This window comes from Geomonas limicola (assembly GCF_014193675.1).
In the GTDB taxonomy this organism is placed as follows: domain Bacteria; phylum Desulfobacterota; class Desulfuromonadia; order Geobacterales; family Geobacteraceae; genus Geomonas; species Geomonas limicola.
Window position 1 is genome coordinate 289,635 of sequence record NZ_BLXZ01000006.1, and the last position, 17,171, is coordinate 306,805.

11 protein-coding genes are annotated in these 17,171 nt (G+C 66.0%); 3 read left to right on the top strand and 8 right to left on the bottom strand.

From position 1 onward, the window contains the following. Positions 1-29 precede the first annotated feature (29 nt). The 5 genes from H7688_RS15920 to H7688_RS15940 all read right to left on the bottom strand — a co-directional run bounded on the left by H7688_RS15920 (position 30) and on the right by H7688_RS15940 (position 7,474). Positions 30-2,693: a DUF4118 domain-containing protein gene (locus H7688_RS15920; RefSeq protein ID WP_183362174.1), complete on the bottom strand. Its 2,664-nt coding sequence runs from the start codon at positions 2,691-2,693 to the stop codon at positions 30-32. A 3-nt stretch (positions 2,694-2,696) separates the two neighbouring features. Continuing rightward, a complete protein-coding gene (gene kdpC / locus H7688_RS15925) occupies positions 2,697-3,263 on the bottom strand; it encodes a potassium-transporting ATPase subunit KdpC (RefSeq protein WP_183362175.1) in 567 nt (188 codons plus the stop codon). A gap of 141 nt (positions 3,264-3,404) precedes the next feature. Further along, positions 3,405-5,471, bottom strand: a complete 2,067-nt coding sequence (kdpB, locus tag H7688_RS15930) for a potassium-transporting ATPase subunit KdpB (RefSeq protein WP_183362176.1) — start codon at positions 5,469-5,471, stop codon at positions 3,405-3,407. Positions 5,472-5,477: 6 nt separating this feature from the next. Continuing rightward, a complete protein-coding gene (gene kdpA, locus H7688_RS15935; RefSeq protein WP_183362177.1) occupies positions 5,478-7,259 on the bottom strand; it encodes a potassium-transporting ATPase subunit KdpA in 1,782 nt (593 codons plus the stop codon). After that, on the bottom strand, positions 7,256-7,474 hold the full coding sequence (locus H7688_RS15940) for a hypothetical protein (protein ID WP_183362178.1): 219 nt from the start codon (positions 7,472-7,474) through the stop codon (positions 7,256-7,258). Before H7688_RS15940 ends, kdpA begins: the two co-directional genes overlap by 4 nt. Positions 7,475-7,773: 299 nt before the next feature. Between H7688_RS15940 and H7688_RS15945 the strand changes: the two genes are divergently transcribed. Beyond that, entirely contained in the window at positions 7,774-8,559 is a 786-nt protein-coding gene (locus H7688_RS15945; protein ID WP_198424503.1) for an alpha/beta hydrolase, read from the top strand. A gap of 18 nt (positions 8,560-8,577) precedes the next feature. Beyond that, complete coding sequence (locus H7688_RS15950) at positions 8,578-8,850, top strand: hypothetical protein (protein WP_183362179.1); 273 nt, start codon at positions 8,578-8,580, stop codon at positions 8,848-8,850. A gap of 164 nt (positions 8,851-9,014) precedes the next feature. Here the strand turns inward: H7688_RS15950 and H7688_RS15955 are convergent, their stop codons facing one another. From H7688_RS15955 to H7688_RS15965, 3 genes are all read right to left on the bottom strand, one after another. After that, on the bottom strand, positions 9,015-10,556 hold the full coding sequence (locus H7688_RS15955; RefSeq protein ID WP_183362180.1) for a SulP family inorganic anion transporter: 1,542 nt from the start codon (positions 10,554-10,556) through the stop codon (positions 9,015-9,017). A gap of 81 nt (positions 10,557-10,637) precedes the next feature. Beyond that, positions 10,638-11,909, bottom strand: a complete 1,272-nt coding sequence (locus tag H7688_RS15960) for a bifunctional alpha/beta hydrolase/OsmC family protein (RefSeq protein WP_183362181.1) — start codon at positions 11,907-11,909, stop codon at positions 10,638-10,640. 12 nt (positions 11,910-11,921) lie between these two features. Continuing rightward, the gene (locus tag H7688_RS15965; protein WP_183362182.1) at positions 11,922-13,004 is read right to left on the bottom strand and encodes an ADP-ribosylglycohydrolase family protein; all 1,083 of its coding nucleotides are present in this window, start codon (positions 13,002-13,004) and stop codon (positions 11,922-11,924) included. Between the two features lie 761 nt (positions 13,005-13,765). On the opposite strand from H7688_RS15965, the gene H7688_RS15970 reads away from it, so the two are divergent. Beyond that, positions 13,766-17,167 (top strand): response regulator, encoded by a 3,402-nt coding sequence (locus H7688_RS15970; protein WP_246329833.1) that lies wholly within the window; start codon positions 13,766-13,768, stop codon positions 17,165-17,167. The last annotated feature ends 4 nt before the right edge of the window (positions 17,168-17,171 follow it).

Sequence of the window (17,171 nt, forward strand, 5' to 3'; positions counted from 1 at the left end):
GCAGGTGCCAGTCCCCTCTTATGTTCTGATCACCCCAGCGGCAGGGTGATCACCACCCGCAACCCGCCGCCCTGGCGGTTCTCGGCGCGGATGTTGCCGCCGTGGGCCTCGACGATCCCCTTGCAGATGGAGAGCCCGAGCCCGGTGCCGCCGGCCCCCTCGGGCACCGGCACCCGGTAGAACTTGTCGAAGATGCGCCCCAGGTCCTGCCGGGTTACGCCAGGACCGTGGTCCGCCACCGCCAGGATGAGCCGGTCCTCGGCTACCGCGGCACTAACCTCCAGCTCCGCCTCGGGCGGCGCGTACTTGAGCGCGTTGTCCAGAAGGTTCACCAGCACCTGGGTCATCAGCACCAGGTCCATGCTCACCTCGGGGAGCTCGGCCGGCACCGACAGCCGCAGGCCGTGCCCCTCGAGCTGCGGCTCCAGGGCAGCCAATGCGCAGCCCACCAGGTCCTGCACGTCGCAGGGCACCTTTCTCACCTTGAGCGCCCCCGCCTCCAACCGTGTCATGTCCAGGAGATTCCCTACGAATCGGTTCAGACGTCCCGCCTCCTCCCAGGCCTGCTCCAAGAGCTCGCCGCGCGCCGACTCGGTGAGGCTGCCGCGCTCCCGCAGCGTGGCGAGCGCACCGTAGATGGAAACCAGCGGGGTGCGCAGGTCGTGGGATACCGAGTTCAGGAGTGCCCGCTCGAGGCCCTCCCGCGCCTGGATGATCTGGGCCTGCTCGGCCTGCTGGGCAAACTGCACCCGCTCGATGGCGAGCGCCACCTGCGAGGCGAAGGCCTGCAAGAGCCGGCGGCTCAGGGGCGAATCGTATTCTCCCTGGTTCCTGAGCTCTACCCCCATGACCCCCAGCACATCCCCGGTGGTCTGCAGCGGGAGGTAGAGATGCCCGGACTGGCTCAGGGTCTCGGTGCCGCGCCCGGCCGCCATCCGGTTCCTGAAGGCCCAGTCGGCCACCGCCTCCTCTTTCACGCTCAGCTCGAAGCCGCTGCTGGCCGCACGCGCCGCCAGCCGCTCCCCCTCGGGCAGCAGCACCACCAGGCGCGCCCCCAGGCTTTCTTCGATGTTCTTCACCAGCGCTTCCAGGATCCCCTTCAGATCGGAGGCGACGGCGAGGTCGCGGCTTAGGTAGTAGAGGCTCGAGGTCTGGATCTCGCGCTCGCGGATCGCCTCGGCGCGCTCGCGCGACTGGGAGACCAGGTTGCTGATCACTACGCCTACGGTGAACAGGGCGGCGAAGGTGATGAAGTACTGGGTGTCGGCCACCCCGAAGGTGAAGCGCGGCGGCACGAAGAAGAAGTCGAAGGCAAGCACGCTGAAAAAGGCGGTGCAGATCGCTTCCTGGCGCCCCAGTCGCGTGGCCGCCAGCACCACCGCCAGGAGGAAGAACATGGCGAGGTTGGTGGGGGCGAGGAAGTGGCGTGCCGGCTCGCACAAAAGGGCCGTGGCCAGGACCAGGGCGAGGCTCTTCAGGTAACCCGGCAGGTGGCGCCGCCGCTTCTGGGATGCCGGCAGTGTCTTGGCAGGCTCCGTGGCTGCCTGAATGCTCACCACGTGCACGTCGATCGATCCGGAGAGCCGGATCACCTGGTCCACCAGGGGGGTGCGCAGGAATTCGCGCCAGCGCGGCTTGGCCGGCTTGCCCACCACGATCTTGCTCACGTTGTTGCGCACCGCGTAATCGACCAGTGCCTCGGCAACCGAGGTGGAGCTGAGGCTCGCCACCTGGGCCCCCAGGCTCTCGGCGAGCCGCAGGTCCTTCCAGACCCGCTCCCGGTTCTCGCGGGTGTGCGGGTCGCCGCCGGGTGTCTCCACGTAGACCGTGTGCCAGGACGCCTTCAGTTCGTCGGCCAGCCGCCGGGTGGTGCGGATGAGCCGTTCGCTGAAGGGGCTGCCGCTGACGCAGACCAGGAGCCGGTCGGCAACCGGCCAGGGCCCCGCAATGGCGCGCGATTCCATGTAGGCGCGCACCTGGTCGTCCACCCGGCTAGCCGCACGGCGCAGGGAGAGCTCGCGCAGCGCCATCAGGTTGCCCGGCTTGAAGAACTGCTTGGCGGCGCGGGCCGCCTTTTCGGGGATGTAGACCTTCCCCTCCTGGAGGCGCTGCAAGAGATCCTCGGGCGGGATATCCACCAGGCGGATCTCCAGAGCCTGGTCCAGGAGCGAATCCGGCACCGTCTCGCGCACCGTGACGCCGGTGATCTGGGCCACCGCGTCGTTCAGGCTCTCGAAGTGCTGGATGTTCACCGTGGTGTAGACGTCGATGCCGGCGGCGAGGAGTTCCTCCACGTCCTGCCAGCGTTTCTCGTGGCGCGAGCCGGGTGCGTTGGAGTGGGCCAGCTCGTCGACCAGGGCGATCTGCGGATGTCGGGCCAGCACCGCGTCGAGGTCCATTTCGCTAAGCGGCACGCCCAGGTAGTCGAGCGTAAGCCGCGGTACCTGCTCCAGCCCCTCCAAAAGGTGGTCGGTCTCGTTCCTGCCGTGCGATTCGACGTAGCCCACCACCACGTCGCGCCCCTCGTTTTGACGCTGCCGGGCCGCCTCGAGCATGGCGTAGGTCTTGCCCACCCCGGCCGCGTAGCCCAGGAAGATCTTGAGCTTCCCGGTCCCCTGACGGGCCTCTTCGGACTGGGCCAGCTTGAGGAGCGCCTCGGGGGAGGGGCGTGTCTCGTCGGTCTGCGTCGTCATGGCTTAGCGTGCTCCGTCCAAAGCGAGATTCAGTACCAGTACGTTCACCCGCGGTTCGCCCAGAAAGCCCAGTTGGCGTGCCTCGGTGTGCCGGGCGATCAGCCGGTCCAGCTCTGCCGGGGCAAGTCCCCGGGCGTGCGCCACGCGGGGCGCCTGGAGCCGGGCCGCCTGCGGCGAGATGTGCGGGTCGAGCCCGCTTGCCGAGGCCTGCACCAGGTCGGCCGGCAGGGTCCCCGTCAGGCCGCTCGCCCTCAGGTCCGCGACCCGCTGGGCCACCGTCTTCAGGTAGTCGGGGTTGGTGGGACCCAGGTTCGAACCGCCCGAGCCCAGCGGGTTATAGGGGAAGTCCGTGGTGGCCGAGGGTCGTGGCCAGAAGTAGCGGCTCTCCGAGAAGGGCTGCCCGATCAGCCGGGAGCCCACCACGCGCCCCTGCCGATCGGCGATCAGGCTTCCCGAGGCCTGGCCGGGGTATACTAGCGCAGCCAACCCGGTAACCGCCAGAGGATAAATGCCTCCGCAGATGACGGTGAAGGTGATGAACAGCAACAGTGCCGATTTCAGTTCTCGCATGGTGATACCTCGCGTAGCATTTTCCTAGCCCCTAGCCCCTAGCCCCTAGCCCCTAGCCCCTAGCCCCTAGCCCCTAGCCCCTAGCCCCTAGCCCCTAGCCCCTAGCCCCTAGCCCCTAGCCCCTAGCCCCTAGCCCCGCCTTCAAAACAGTCCCAGCACCATATCGATCGCCTTGATCCCCACAAACGGCGCCAGCACCCCGCCCAGGCCGAAGATGAACAGGTTGCTGATCAAGAGCCGCTCGGCGGGCATGGGGCGGAACTTGGTCCCTTTAAGCGCCAAGGGCACCAGGCACGGGATGACCAGGGCGTTGAAGATGACCGCGGAGAGGATCGCGGAAAGCGGCGTCGCCAGCCGCATCACGTTCAAGACGCCGAGCTGCGGGTAGACCGAGATCATCATAGCCGGCACGATGGCGAAGTACTTGGCCACGTCGTTGGAGATCGAGAAGGTGGTCAGGTTGCCCCGGGTCATCAGGATCTGCTTCCCCACCTCCACGATGTCCAGAAGCTTGGTTGGGTTCGAGTCGAGGTCGATGATGTTGGCCGCCTCGCGGGCCGGCTGGGTGCCGGTGTTCATGGCCACCGCGACGTCGGCCTGGGCCAGCGCGGGCGCGTCGTTGGTGCCGTCGCCGGTCATGGCCACCATGAAACCGGCCTCCTGGTTTTCCTTGATGAGGCGTAGCTTGTCCTCGGGCTTGGCCTGGGCCAGAAAGTCGTCCACCTGGGCCTCGGCCGCAATGGCCGCCGCGGTCAAAGGGTTGTCGCCGGTGATCATCACGGTCTTGATCCCCATGCTCCTCAACTGCTGGAAGCGCTCCTGGATGCCTCCCTTGACGATGTCCTTCAGGTTGATCACCCCGAAGATCTCGCCGTCGCGGCACACCACCAGGGGCGTAGCGCCGGCCCGGGCAATGCGGTCCACCACGTCGGCAAGATCGGCGGGAACCGCGGCCGCCCCCAGCCCCTTCACGAAGGCGACGATGGAGTCGGAGGCACCCTTGCGGTACCGGCAGCCGGCGGTGTCGAGACCGGAGAGCCGGGTGTCGGCGGAGAAGGCGATGATACGCGCGTCGGCGGGCAGGGCCTCAGCCTTCAGGCTGCAGCACTTCCTGGCGAGGACCACCACGCTCCTCCCCTCGGGGGTCTCGTCGGCCAGGGAGGCCCAAAGTGCCGCCTCGGCGACCTCGCGTTCGCTGTGGCCGCCAACCGGGACGAACTCTACCGCCTCGCGGTTACCCAGGGTGATGGTGCCGGTCTTGTCCAGAAGGAGCACGTTTACGTCGCCGGCCGCCTCGATGGCGCGGCCGGATAGGGCGATCACGTTCTTCTGGAAGAGCCGGTCCATGCCGGCGATGCCGATGGCGGGCAAAAGGGCCGCGATGGTGGTAGGGGCCAGGCAGACGAAGAGCGCCACCAGGACGGTGAGGGAGACCGGGCTTCCCTTGCCGGCTGCGGTCACGCTGTAGACGGTAAGCGGTCTCAGGTTCAGGCAGACCAGCAAAAAGACCAGGGTGAGCGCGATGAGCAGCACCTCGAGCGCCACCTCGTTGGGTGTCTTGCGCCGCTTGGCCCCCTCGATGAGCGAGATCATCCGGTCCAGGAAGGTCTCGCCCGGGTTTGCGGTGATGCGCACCACGATGGCGTTGGCGATCACCTCGGTGCCGCCGGTCACGGCGCTGCGGTCGCCGCCCGACTCGCGCACCACCGGTGCCGATTCGCCGGTCACCGCCGACTCGTTCACCAGGGCGGCGCCGGCCACTACCTCGCCATCGCCGGCGATCTGCTCGTGCGCCTCGACCAGGATCAGGTCCCCCTTCTTCAGCTCCTGGGCCGGCACCACCTTGAAGGGAGCATTGAACTCGGCGCGCGCCACCAGTTTCGCGGTCACCTCGGTGCGGCTTTTTCTAAGCGACGCGGCGCGGGCCTTGCCGCGCCCCTCGGCGAGCGATTCGGCAAAGGTGGCGAAGATGACGGTGAGCCAGAGCCAGGCCGATACCTGCCCGGTAAACCAGGCGGGCTCGGGGTTGTGGCCCGACAGCGAGGCCACGAAGGTGACCAGGGTGATGACGCTTGCCAACTCGACGCACAACATGACGGGGTTGCGCCACAGGTCGCGGGGATCGAGTTTCTTGAACGATTCGACCAGGGCTGCCTTGAGGAGCCTCGTGTCGAAGAGTGATACCGGTTGCGGTGCATGTTTGGACATGGTCAGTTACCTCCCCACCATGACGAGATGTTCCACGATGGGCCCGAGCGAAAGCGCCGGGAAGAAGGTGAGCGCCCCCACGATAAGGATCACCAGGGTGAGCCAGAGCATGAAGGGGAGCCTGTCGGTGGGGAGCGTCCCGAGGCTCGCGGGAACGTACTTCTTGCCGGCGAGCGAGCCCGCCATGGCCAGGGTGGCCACTATGGGGGCGAAGCGCCCGGCGAGCATGGCGAGCGAGCCGCAGACGTTGTAAAAGACCGTGTTGGCGTTGAGCCCCGCGAAGGCGCTGCCATTGTTGTTGGACATGGAGGCAAAGGCGTAGAGCACCTCGGAGAGCCCGTGCGCCCCGGGGTTCGCCATGGAGGCCACCGCCGAGGGGACTACCAGGGCGAGTGCCGTGAAGATCAAAACCAGGACGCCCGAGGTGAGCACCGTGACGATGGACATCCACATCTCGCGCACCTCAATCTTCTTGCCCAGGAATTCGGGGGTGCGGCCGATCATGAGGCCCGCCACGAAGACGGCGATCACCACGAAGGCCAGCATGGTGTAGAGCCCGGTCCCCACGCCGCCCACCACCACCTCGGATAGGAGGATCAGGGAGAGCGGCACCATGCCGCCCAGCGGGGTCATCGAGTCGTGCATGGCGTTCACCGCGCCGCAGGAGGTCCCGGTAGTGGCGGCAGTGAAGAGCGCGCTGCCGGCGATGCCGAAGCGGGTCTCTTTCCCCTCCAGGTTGGCCTGGGTCACCCCTTGGTGGAATACCAGCGGGTTGCCGGCGGACTCCGCCCAGTAGTTGACCCCGACCGCCAGCACCAAGAGGGCCAGCATCACGGTGAGGATCGCCCACCCCTGCCGGGTATTGCCGGCCATCTCGCCGAAACAGTAGGTGAGCCCCGCGCCGCCCCAGAGGATCAAAAAGACCTCGACCAGGTTGCTGAGCGGGGTGGGGTTCTCGAAGGGGTGCGCCGAGTTGGCGTTGAAGAAGCCGCCGCCGTTGGTTCCCAGTTCCTTGATGGCCTCCTGGGAAGCCACCGGTCCCATGGGGATGGTGACCTCGGTGAGTGGGGCATTCTCGGTGACTGGATTCCCCTTGGCGTCCTTGAGCGCGTTCCCCTGCGCGTCCAGCTTCGGCTTGTTGTAGCTGGTCTTTTGCACAAGCGGCACGGTGCGGTAGCCCTGGAAGTTCTGGATCACCCCCTGGGAGACCAGGAACAGGGCGAAGACCAGCGACAGCGGCAGCAGAAGGTAGAGCGTCGAGCGGGTGAGATCGACCCAGCAGTTGCCCAACTCCGTGCTGCGGCGCCTGACGAAGCCGCGGATGGCCGCGATGGCAACCACGATGCCGCTGGCGGCGGAGAGGAAGTTGTGCACCGCGAAGCCGACCACCTGGCTGAAATAGCTCGCGGCGCTCTCGCCTGCGTAGGCCTGCCAGTTGGTGTTGGTCATGAAGCTGATGGCGGTATTGAGCGCCAGGTGCCAGGAGAACCCCGGCAGCTTTTGCGGGTTCAGGGGGAGCACCCCCTGCAGGAGCAGGATGGCCAGGAGCGCGGCTCCTCCGATCAGGTTGAACCAGAGGATCCCGAAGGTGTAGCGAGGCCAGTCCATCTCCCGGTCGGCTTCGACTCCGCACAGCCGGTAGATGAGCCGCTCGCAGGGGACCAAAAGCGGGGTGAGCAGGGTGCGCTCGCCGGCAAAGACGCGCGCCAGGTAACTCCCCAGGGGGCGAACCAGGGCCAAAAGCACCAGGAAGAAGATGAGGGTCTGGGTCCATTCGTACGCGTTCATGGATTCCTCCCTCCGCGCTTCAGGTCGGTGATGCGACAGATTTGCCAGGCCGCGCTCAGCGACTGGAATATGGGGACTTGGCCGGGTCCGAAGGGGGGCGGCGCAATGGTAGTGGCGCCGGTGAAGCTGGTGGGGACTGAGTCGTCGAGCGGCCCGTCGACGAAGTCTTCGCCTTGGTAGCAGCCGGTCTCGTTGTCGAAGAGGTAGATCTTCATGGTCACTCCCGTGCTTTCTGAAGTGGTTCTCCTGACTGTAACGATACCGGCGGAGGGATAAAGATGGTGTTAAAATGCCGGGGCAAGGCGTCAAGAACGCGTCAATGTTTCTATCCTGGGCGTGCAGCGTATCTGTCCCCACCAGATAGTGTACCGCAAGGTGCAGCTCAGTCTGCTGCAACTGGTCCAAATGACACAGCGGATGCTTTTGCAGTGCAGGTAAGCATGGTATATAGATAGCGCGAGCCGACAACTTGATCTGCCCGATTTGGTTTTAGTCTTTGTGGAGGTGGTGTGGTATGCGCACCAAACATATGCTGAGCCTGCTGCTCATGCTTTTCACCCTGCTGGCGGCGCTGCCCTGCCGGGCCGAGCCGGGGCGGCTGGTAACCATCCCGACCCGCCCTGAGGTCACCGTCTCGTTCTACTACCTGAAGCGACCGGCAGCCGCGGCTACGCTCATGCTCTTGACCGGCGGTGCCGGGGGGATCGGCATGAAGGACGGGATTCCCACCTCCAACAACTTCCTGGTGCGCAGCCGAGATCTCTTTGCGGCTGGCGGCTATAACGTAGCCCTGGTGGGGAAACCCAGCGACCGCAGCGAACTGGACGGCAGCTTCCGGATCGGCGACGAGCACGTGGCCGACCTGAAAAAGGTGCTGGAGTACCTGAAGAAGGACACCGGGCTCCCGGTCTGGGTGGTGGGGACCAGCATGGGAACCATCTCGACCGCGGCACTCGCCGGGGTGGCGGCACCCGGGGAACTCGCCGGCATCGTGCTCACCTCAAGCGTCACGGCGCAAAAACGCATCGGCGCGGTGCCCTGGCAGGACCTGGCGAAGATCCGGGTGCCGGTCCTGGTGCTGCACCACCAAAACGACGAGTGCAGGATCTGCCGTCCTGATGAGGTCGGTCAGATCCTGGCGGGGCTGAAAAACGCTCCGGTGAAACGCCAGGTCATGGTGAGCGGCGGGGCGAACCCGCGCGGTAACCCGTGCGAGGCCCTGCACTGGCACGGCTACATCGGCATGGAACAACAGGTGGTGGACCTGATCACGGCGTGGATCGCCAAGCCGCAGCCCTGAGGGGCGAGGGGGGAATTGATGCTGGAGACGGAACCGGTGGCAAGAGTGTTACGCAACGAAGACGTGGTGCGGGTGGTGGCGGAGATTCCGGAGGGGCACCAGCACCTGCGCACGACGGTGACCTTGGCGGATGGCAGCGCGTTCACCTTCCAGGAGGCCACCATGGCTGCCCTGGTACGGGCCTATGTCGCGGTGAAGACCCACCCCTTGAGGAAGCGCGCGGCACTGTCCGGGCGCCTGGTGCGGGAGCGCAAAGATGGGTATGCCGAGTGGCAGCTCGTGGAAGGGTAGGGGACTGCCCCGCCGGGTTAGCGGCCAGTCCCGGGCGGCGATTCAACCAAAAGCCTGGCACACGGAAAAGGCCAGAAACAAAGGCAGAACTGCCGGGTACAGCTTTTTCTGGGTTTAACCCAAAGATTTTGTTTGGATCGGGCTTTTTTGCCTTGGTTTCCGCGTCATCCGCGTGCCGGGGGGGCTTTTAGCCACTGCAAAAGCAGAAAGCTCAGCGCCAGTACCGCGTAGCCGGCGCCAATCTGCCAGACCATGGGGGAAGGCGGGGCGAGCGGCGAGAAGAGGGCGCCGGAGGCCAGCGGCGAGTGGATCACCCCGCACAGCGCAAGAACCGCGCAGACCCCGAGGTAGATGGCGGCTCGCCCGGGTCGATGGTCCAGCACGTAGGCGAAGGCGGCTCCCCATAAAAGTGACGTGACGATGAAGCCGTTGCCCAGGATGGTGGTGGCGTTCCAGGTGGCCAGGGCGTCGCCGGTCAAGTCCGTCGCGCTCTTCCCCAACCCGGCGAGGACTTGGCCGAACTCGATGGAAATGAGGCAGGCGATCACCGGCACGAAGGAGATCGCCACGGCACGGTAGTGGCGCTTTGGCGTGGCCTCGAAGGCCTGGGCGGTAATCTCGATGCCGATGAAGATGAGGATGGGGGCGACCGCCGCCTCGGGCAACAGTCCCACGAAGAAGGAGAGGTAGCCGAACACGGCCCCCAGCCCGATGAAGAGCCCGGTGGCGATGGTGTAGCCGGAGCGTCCCCCCATCTCCTTGTAGGCCGGGTGGCCGATGTAGGGGCAGGACTGGATCACCCCGCCGCAGAGCCCCGCCACCAGGGTGGCAACCCCCTCCACCAGGAGGATGTCCCGGGTGTGATAATCGTCCCCGGCCACCGCGGCACTCTCGGCGACGTCGACGCCCCCCACCACGGTGGCGAGCGCGAAGGGGATGGCGAGCGGCAGGTAGCCAAGGGCCCGGGGGATCCCCGGGAGAAACTCGAGCGTGGGGAGCGGCAGGTTGAAGCCGAGTGCGGGTGCGGCGATCTGGGGGTGGACGCCGCCGGGGAGTAGGCCCAGGGCGCCCAAAAGGTAGTAGGCGACGGTGCCTGCGAGGATGCCGGCCAGCGCGCCGGGAACCCGGAGCGGCAGCTCGAAGCGCGCCAACAGCGAGATGAAGACGATGCCCAGGGAGAGAAAGCCGACCACCGGGGAGGCGAAGAGCTTCAGGAAGGGGAGGTAAGCGATGAGTAACAGCGCTACCGCGGCGATGCTCCCTAAAAGACCGGCGCGCGGGACGGCGCGGCGCAGGGCCGGCCCCCACCAGGAAACCGCGATCTTGAAGAGCCCCATGAGGGCGATGGTGGCCATGGCCACCTGCCAGGTGAGCCGGGGGTCCCTGGTAGCGAGGTAGCAGGGGCCGATCACCCCGAAGGCCATGCCGAAGGTCGAGGGGGTGTCGAGCCCCAGTGGCATGGCGGTCACGTCGTCGCGGCCGCTTTTTTGGGCCAGGCGCCAGGCGAGCCACGAGTAGAGCAGGTCCCCCACCAGTACCCCGACCGCGCTCCCCGGCAGCATGCGGGTCAGCACCAGGTCGCGCGGCAGCCCGAAGACCCCGGTCAGGATCCCGGCCATGATGACCAGGTCCGACATGTTGTCCAGCATCAGACCGAAAAAGGCGTTGATATCGCCCACCCCAAAAAGGGCGGATCGCGTTTTCATGAAAGGCACCTCCCGGGCAGGCCCAACGTGCCACAGCCAGGGAGGCTTTGCAACCGCAAATCACGGGCTAACCTGCCGCAACTACCCCGCTTCCGGCCTCTCGCCCTCCGGCGCCCCCTCGGGTTCCGCCTTGAGCCCGGTGGTCACCCGCACCTCGCCGGTGATGGTGCGATGCACCGGGCAGTGCTCGGCAATCTCCACCAGGCGCCGGCGCTGTTCCTCGTCCAACTCCCCTAAAAGCTCCAGCTCACGCTCAATGAGGTCGATCTTTGCGCCAGGGTCCGGGCAGTCCCGACAGTCCGTGGCGTGGATCTTTTGGTGTGACAGCCGGACCACCGCCTCCTCGAGCGGCCACCCCTTGCGTTTCGCGTACATCTGCACGGTCATCCCGGTACAGGCACCCAGTGCGGCCAAGAGGTACTCGTAGGGGGAGGGCCCCTCGTTCATGCCGCCGTAGGCGATCGGCTCGTCCGCCACCAGGGGATAGCCGTTGGCGAAGATCTCAGTGCGGAAGGCGCCGGCAAAGGTGTGGGCGGTGACCCGGTTGTCGAGCCGCGGCGTGGGCTCCGCGGTCATTAGCTCCGGCACGGCCTCGGTCAGGTAGCGTCCGGCCCAGGCAGCGATGAGTTCCCCGGCGTAGCGCGAGTCTCGGTGGTCGCTCATCAGGTGGTCGGCCGGGTCCAGCGAGACGAAGCTCTTCGGGTGCTGCGCGGCCCGGTAGATCTCGGCGGCGTTGGAAATCGGCACGATCTCGTCCTTGGGGGAGTGCAAGACCAAGAGCGCCGCCGTGAGCCGCTGCAGGGTTACCTCTGGCTGCTGGGCCTCCAGGTCCTCGAGGAGCTCCTTCCTGATGGTGAAGCTGCGCCCGGCGATCTCCACCTTCGCCTCCCCCTCCTGTTCGATGCGACCCGCAGACTCCCCCAAAAGCCCGCGCAGGTGGGCCGGCCTGAAGGGGGCCGCGATACTCACCACGCCGCGCACCGAGGGGATTTCCGCTGCTGCCGCCAGGACCGCGGCGCCCCCCAGCGAGTGACCGATCAAGAGCTGGGGCGCCTGGTAGCTCTCCTCGAGAAAGCGCGCCGCGGCCAGAACCTCGCTCACCTCGGACGAGAAGGTGGTGGCGGAAAATTCCCCCTCGCTCTCCCCGAGACCGCTGAAGTCAAAGCGCAGGACCGCGATGCGCCGGCTGCTCAGGGCGCGGCTGATCTGCACCACCGCATTCAGATCCTTGGTGCAGGTGAAACAGTGGGCGAAAATGGCGTAGGCGAGCGGCCGCTCGTCCTCGGGAAGCTCCAGCCGTGCCGCGAGCCGCTCCCCCTGCCGATTGACGAAGCTGATCCTCTGGGTTCTCATGGCATCCCCTCGCTATTCGCCTGCCGCCTGGTCTGCCAGGTGCAGCGCCAGCGCTCGCAATACCGGCGCGTCATCCAGCCCGGCTATCAAACGCTCCGGGATCCCGGATAGCCCGACCTGGGCACCGACGAGGGCGCCGGTCAGGATGGCGCGGGCCTGGTTTTGCCCCCCGCCGTTCACCGCGTGCAGGACCGCCGACTCGAAGTCGTCGTGGAAACGTGCTGCCAGGTAGTAGGCCGCCGGGAGTTGGTGATAGATGGCGCAGGGCATCCCGTAGACGATGGACACCTTCCAGGCGGGCTCGATGCGGATCTCCGGGTCGGTCGCGGCCTGCGCCATGTAGGAAGGGGTCAAAAGCGCATCGGGCGAGGCGAACTTCCCCACCCGCGGCGGGTCGGGGGCGCCGGGTCGGGGCGGCCCTAGGTTGTCGCTGGTCACCGCGTGGAAGGGGAGTGTCCCCTCCTTGACGAGTTTCATGAGCTTCATGGAGAGCTGCGCGTCGAGGCGGTGCCCCTGGACCAGCATCCCGAGTACGGCCCCGTAGGCCACGGTCATCGAGACCACGGTGGCGTCGTTCTGGGTAAGGACGGTGTTCGCCGCAATGCTCTGCGCGAGCTTACCCGGGTCCCGGGCGTAGCGCACGGCAAGCGCCAGGGTGCGCTCGATGGCCTCCGTGGTGTCGGCAGGGCCGCCGGTTTCGCCCCAGGGCAGGTTCTGCTCGACCCGGCGCCGGTAGAGCTCGCGAATCGATTGGCTGGTGTAATAGCCCGGCCCGCTGATGGGGGTCCCGTCCAGAAGCGGCAAGAGCTCCTGGTCCATCCGGTAGCAGAAGTCGGCCTCGTCATAGCCGCCACGCTCCACCAGCGACTGCGCTGTGAGCCTCAGGAGGTATCCCGCCTGGGAGAGCTGGCCCGCCTTGAGTCCGGCGTGGTAGCGCCCCGGCCGGGGATCGGTGTAGTCGGTGATCCAGTCGCCGTAATCGCGGCGCAGCTCGCCCAAATCGTAGTACCAGTGCGGCCCCAGCCCCAGGGCGTCACCGATGAAGGCGCCCATGAGGGCACCCGCGGCCCGATATTTCCACGATGTCTGAAGCATCTGAAACCTCCTCATCCTGCCGAATGGATAGTGATGCTGCCCCGCCCCGTACTGTCAACGTCGTTACGGTGTCTCATCCTGAGCTGCCCCCGCCTTGAGAAACCGGGGCGCTCCACGACACAGCGCACGGCGCTTCGGTGATTATACCATCTGCAGCTGGAGGAGAGGTGAAAGAGGATTCAGTCGGGCAAGGGATGATTCGGGGAGCCGGGGCTCTCCACCAGTGGAGAAGATGCCGTGTGTCACAGGGCCTCGAGCTTTGAGTGCATGGTAAAAGGCCGGTGCGCCAACTCGGCACGTGACGGCAACTCCGCCCGACCGGGCTCTCCCGAAATCTCCAGGTGCCGGAAGCATCGAAAGGCTGTCACACCTGTCGAGTTGATGCCCTGGTGAGACATCTGCGAAGGTAACAGATACGAGAAATCCCTACGGCCACCTCGTTGGAATCTTTCCTTTAGTCAGGTAAAATCGTTGCTGTGCCTTAAAAGGAAAGCGACAGCGACGGCACGTCGATTCTGATTCATAGTGCGACATCGCCGGCAAGTCCTCTAAATTCCGGTTCATGGGTAAGTCAAAATCTTACTTACCGATAGAGTCTCCCTGATTTTGCTGTTCTGTCTTGTCTTTAATCTGTAGATGCAGTAATAGCAGAGAGCAATTGATTCTTCTTGTTAGTGAGCACAGTGCCGTGGATTCAGAAACAGGGGCACGTCAAAAAGAATATTTTAACGAGTATTCAGTGTGATGACAATGGGGTGTACATGCTCAAGACTCGTTCCCGGAAGCCGATACTTTCTCTGGCCTTTGCCGTTGCCCTCTCCATCTTCCTGATCATCGGCTGGCAGGTGCACCGCAGCATGGAGGGGGTGCGCGAAGCCGATCTCTGGGAGAACCACACCTACCAGGTGCTCTCCGAGGTGGACCTGCTGTTCTCGGCGGTAAAGGATGCCGAGACCGGCCAGCGCGGCTTCATCATCACCGGGCTCGAGGAGTACCTGGAGCCCTACCGTGATTCGCTGGGCGTCATCACCACCAAAGAGCACTCCCTCAGAAACCTCTCCAAGGACAACGCACGTCAACTGAACCGGCTGGACCGCATCGAGACCCTGGTGCGCAAACGCCTGGAGACCCTGGACCAGGTGATCGAGATGCGCCGGCTCAAGGGGCTCGATGCCGCCGTGCAGCTCATCCTGACCCACTCGGGCAGGATCGTCATGGACCAGATCCGGGCCGAGGTGGACGATTTCCGCAGGACCGAGAAACAGTTGCTCGAAGAGCGCTCCCAGGCGAAGTCGGCGGGCCTCTCCCGTACCCTCGCCATCTTCGAAGCGGGGACGGCGGTCGGTTTCATCATCCTGGTGCTGGTGTTCGTGGCCCTCACCCGGGAGATCGCCCAGCGCAGCCGGACCGAAGCGGACCTCGAGGTGCAAAACGAGCAGCTCCGGGCCGTGCGCGACCGGGAACAGGCCCAGAACTGGATCAAGGGGGGGCTCAACGAGCTCAACCAGAACCTGCGCGGGGACAAGACATCCGCCGCCCTTTCGGGCGACGCCCTCACCTTCGTCGCCAGCTATTTGAAAGCGGGCGCCGCCGCGCTCTACCTGTACGACGATCGCAGCACTGCCCTCAAGATCGCCGCCAACTACGCCTACACCCAGGGGAGGGCGCTGCACGACAGCATCCACCTGGGCGAGGGGGTGGCCGGCGAAGCGGCCCGCGAGCGCCGCATGCTGGTCCTCGACGAACTGCCGCCGAACTACCTGATGATCGGCTCCGCGCTGGGGCAGGCGGTGCCGCGCTCGCTGGTCGCCTTGCCGCTCACCCAGGACGAGCGCCTGGTCGGGGTGCTGGAACTTGCCACCTTCCGCGCCTTAAGCGACCTGGAACTCGATTTCCTCGTGGGGGCGGCGGAGAACGTGGCGGTCGCCTTGAGCGTGAGCCAGGCCCGCCAGCAGGTCAACGAGCTCCTGCTGCAGAGCCAGGCCCAGGAAGAGGAACTGAGGGTCCAGCAGGAGGAGTTGCAGCAAAGTAACGAAGAGCTTGAGGAACGGGCCCAACTGCTCGAGCAGCAGCGCACCCAGATCCAGGGGAAAAACCGGGAGATCGAGCGGGCGAGCCAGGAGTTGGCCCAGAAGGCGCGGGACCTGGAGCAGGCGAGCAACTACAAGTCGGAGTTTTTGGCCAACATGTCCCACGAGCTGCGTACGCCCCTCAACAGCCTCTTGATCCTCTCGGGACAGCTCCAGGAAAACCGCGAAGGGAACCTTACCGCCAAGCAGGTGGAGTATGCCGCCACCATCAAGGGGGCCGGCAGCGACCTCTTGAACCTCATCAACGACATCCTCGACCTCTCCAAGGTGGAGGCGGGGCGCCTGGAGTTCGTGTACCGTGAGTCCAACCTGAGGGAGCTTGGCGAGCAGGTCGCCGCTGCGCTGGAACCCCAGGCCGCCCAGAAGGAGCTCAGCTTCGCGACCCGGTTCGAGCCGGAGCTTCCGGAGCGGGTCGTCCTGGACCTGCAGCGCACCCAGCAGGTCCTGAAAAACCTCCTCTCCAACGCCATCAAGTTCACCTCCCAGGGGGGCGTCACGCTCAGGGTCTACCTCCCGGAGCGTGCCCGCAACCCGCTGCCGGTCCCCGCCGTCGCCTTCGAGGTGAAGGACAGCGGGATCGGCATACCTGCCGAGAAGCACGAGGCGATCTTCCAGGCCTTCCGCCAGGCCGACGGCTCCACCAGCCGCAAGTACGGCGGGACCGGGCTCGGGCTCTCCATCTCGCGGCAGCTCGCCCGCGGCATGCACGGCGAGATCCTCCTGGAAAGCGGATTGGACCAGGGGAGTACCTTCACCTTGTACCTGCCGCTGGACGCCGAGGCAGCCGGGACCACCCCTCCCCCCGCAGCCGGGACGCCCCCCGCCGGGCAGGTGGCAGATGGGGTCCTCGCGGCGCCCCCCTTAGCCGACGACCGGGACCGCGTGGCCCCCGGAGAGCGCTGCATCCTCATCGTCGAGGACGACCTCAGCTTCGCGCAGCTCCTCATGGAGAAGGTGCACGAGCGCGGCTTTTCGGCCATCGTGGCGGCCGACGGCCCGAGCGGGGTGATCCTTGCCGAGCGCTACCTGCCGAGCGCCATCCTGCTCGACGTACTGCTTCCGGGACTGGACGGCTGGGGGGTCATGCAGAAGCTCACCGACAACCTGCGCACCCGGCACATCCCGGTGCACTTTCTCACCTGCCTCGAGGAGAAGCAAAAGGGGCTCGCCATGGGGGCGATCGGTTTCGGCACCAAGCCGCTCAGCCTGGAGCAGCTGGACCTCACCCTGGCCGCCATCGAAAGTGCCGTCGAGCGGACCTCGGGAAAAGTGCTCATCGTGGAGGACGATCCGGCCGAGGCCACGGCGCTCCACGCGCTTCTCGAGGGGCGCGACATCGCCATCTCGCAGGTGGCCAACGGCCGCGAGGCGATCGAGCTGCTGACCCGCGAGAACTTCGACTGCGTGGTCCTCGACCTGGGACTCGCCGACATGTCGGGGTACCAGGTGCTCGAGCACCTGCACCACCAGGGGGAGGAACGCCGGGTCCCGGTGATCATCCACACCGGGCAGGAGCTCAGTTCCGAGGAGACCGCGAAGCTGCAGCGCTACGCCGAGAGCGTCATCATCAAGGGGGCCAAGAGCCCGGAGCGGCTTTTGAACGAGGTGACCCTGTTCTTGCACGTCATGGAAAGCCGGCTCCCCCCCGAGAAACGGCACATGATCCGGACCACCCTGGACAACGACACCCTGCTGGCCGGGAAAAAGGTGCTGGTGGTGGACGACGACATGCGCAACGTCTTTTCCCTGGCGAGCGCCTTGGGCGAGAAGGGGATGCAGGTGGTGGAGGCGGAGAACGGCCGCGCGGCCCTGGAGCGGCTCGCCGAGCAGCCCGACGTCGACATCGTGCTCATGGACATCATGATGCCCGAGATGGACGGTTACCAGGCGATCCGGCTGATCCGGCAGGATCCCCGCTTCAGCCGGCTTCCGGTGATCGCGCTGACCGCCAAGGCGATGAAGGGGGACCGCGAGGCCTGCCTCAAGGCGGGTGCCAGCGACTACATCACCAAGCCGGTGGACCTGGACCGGCTCTTGTCCCTGCTCAGGGTCTGGCTCTACCACCAGGGGTGATACG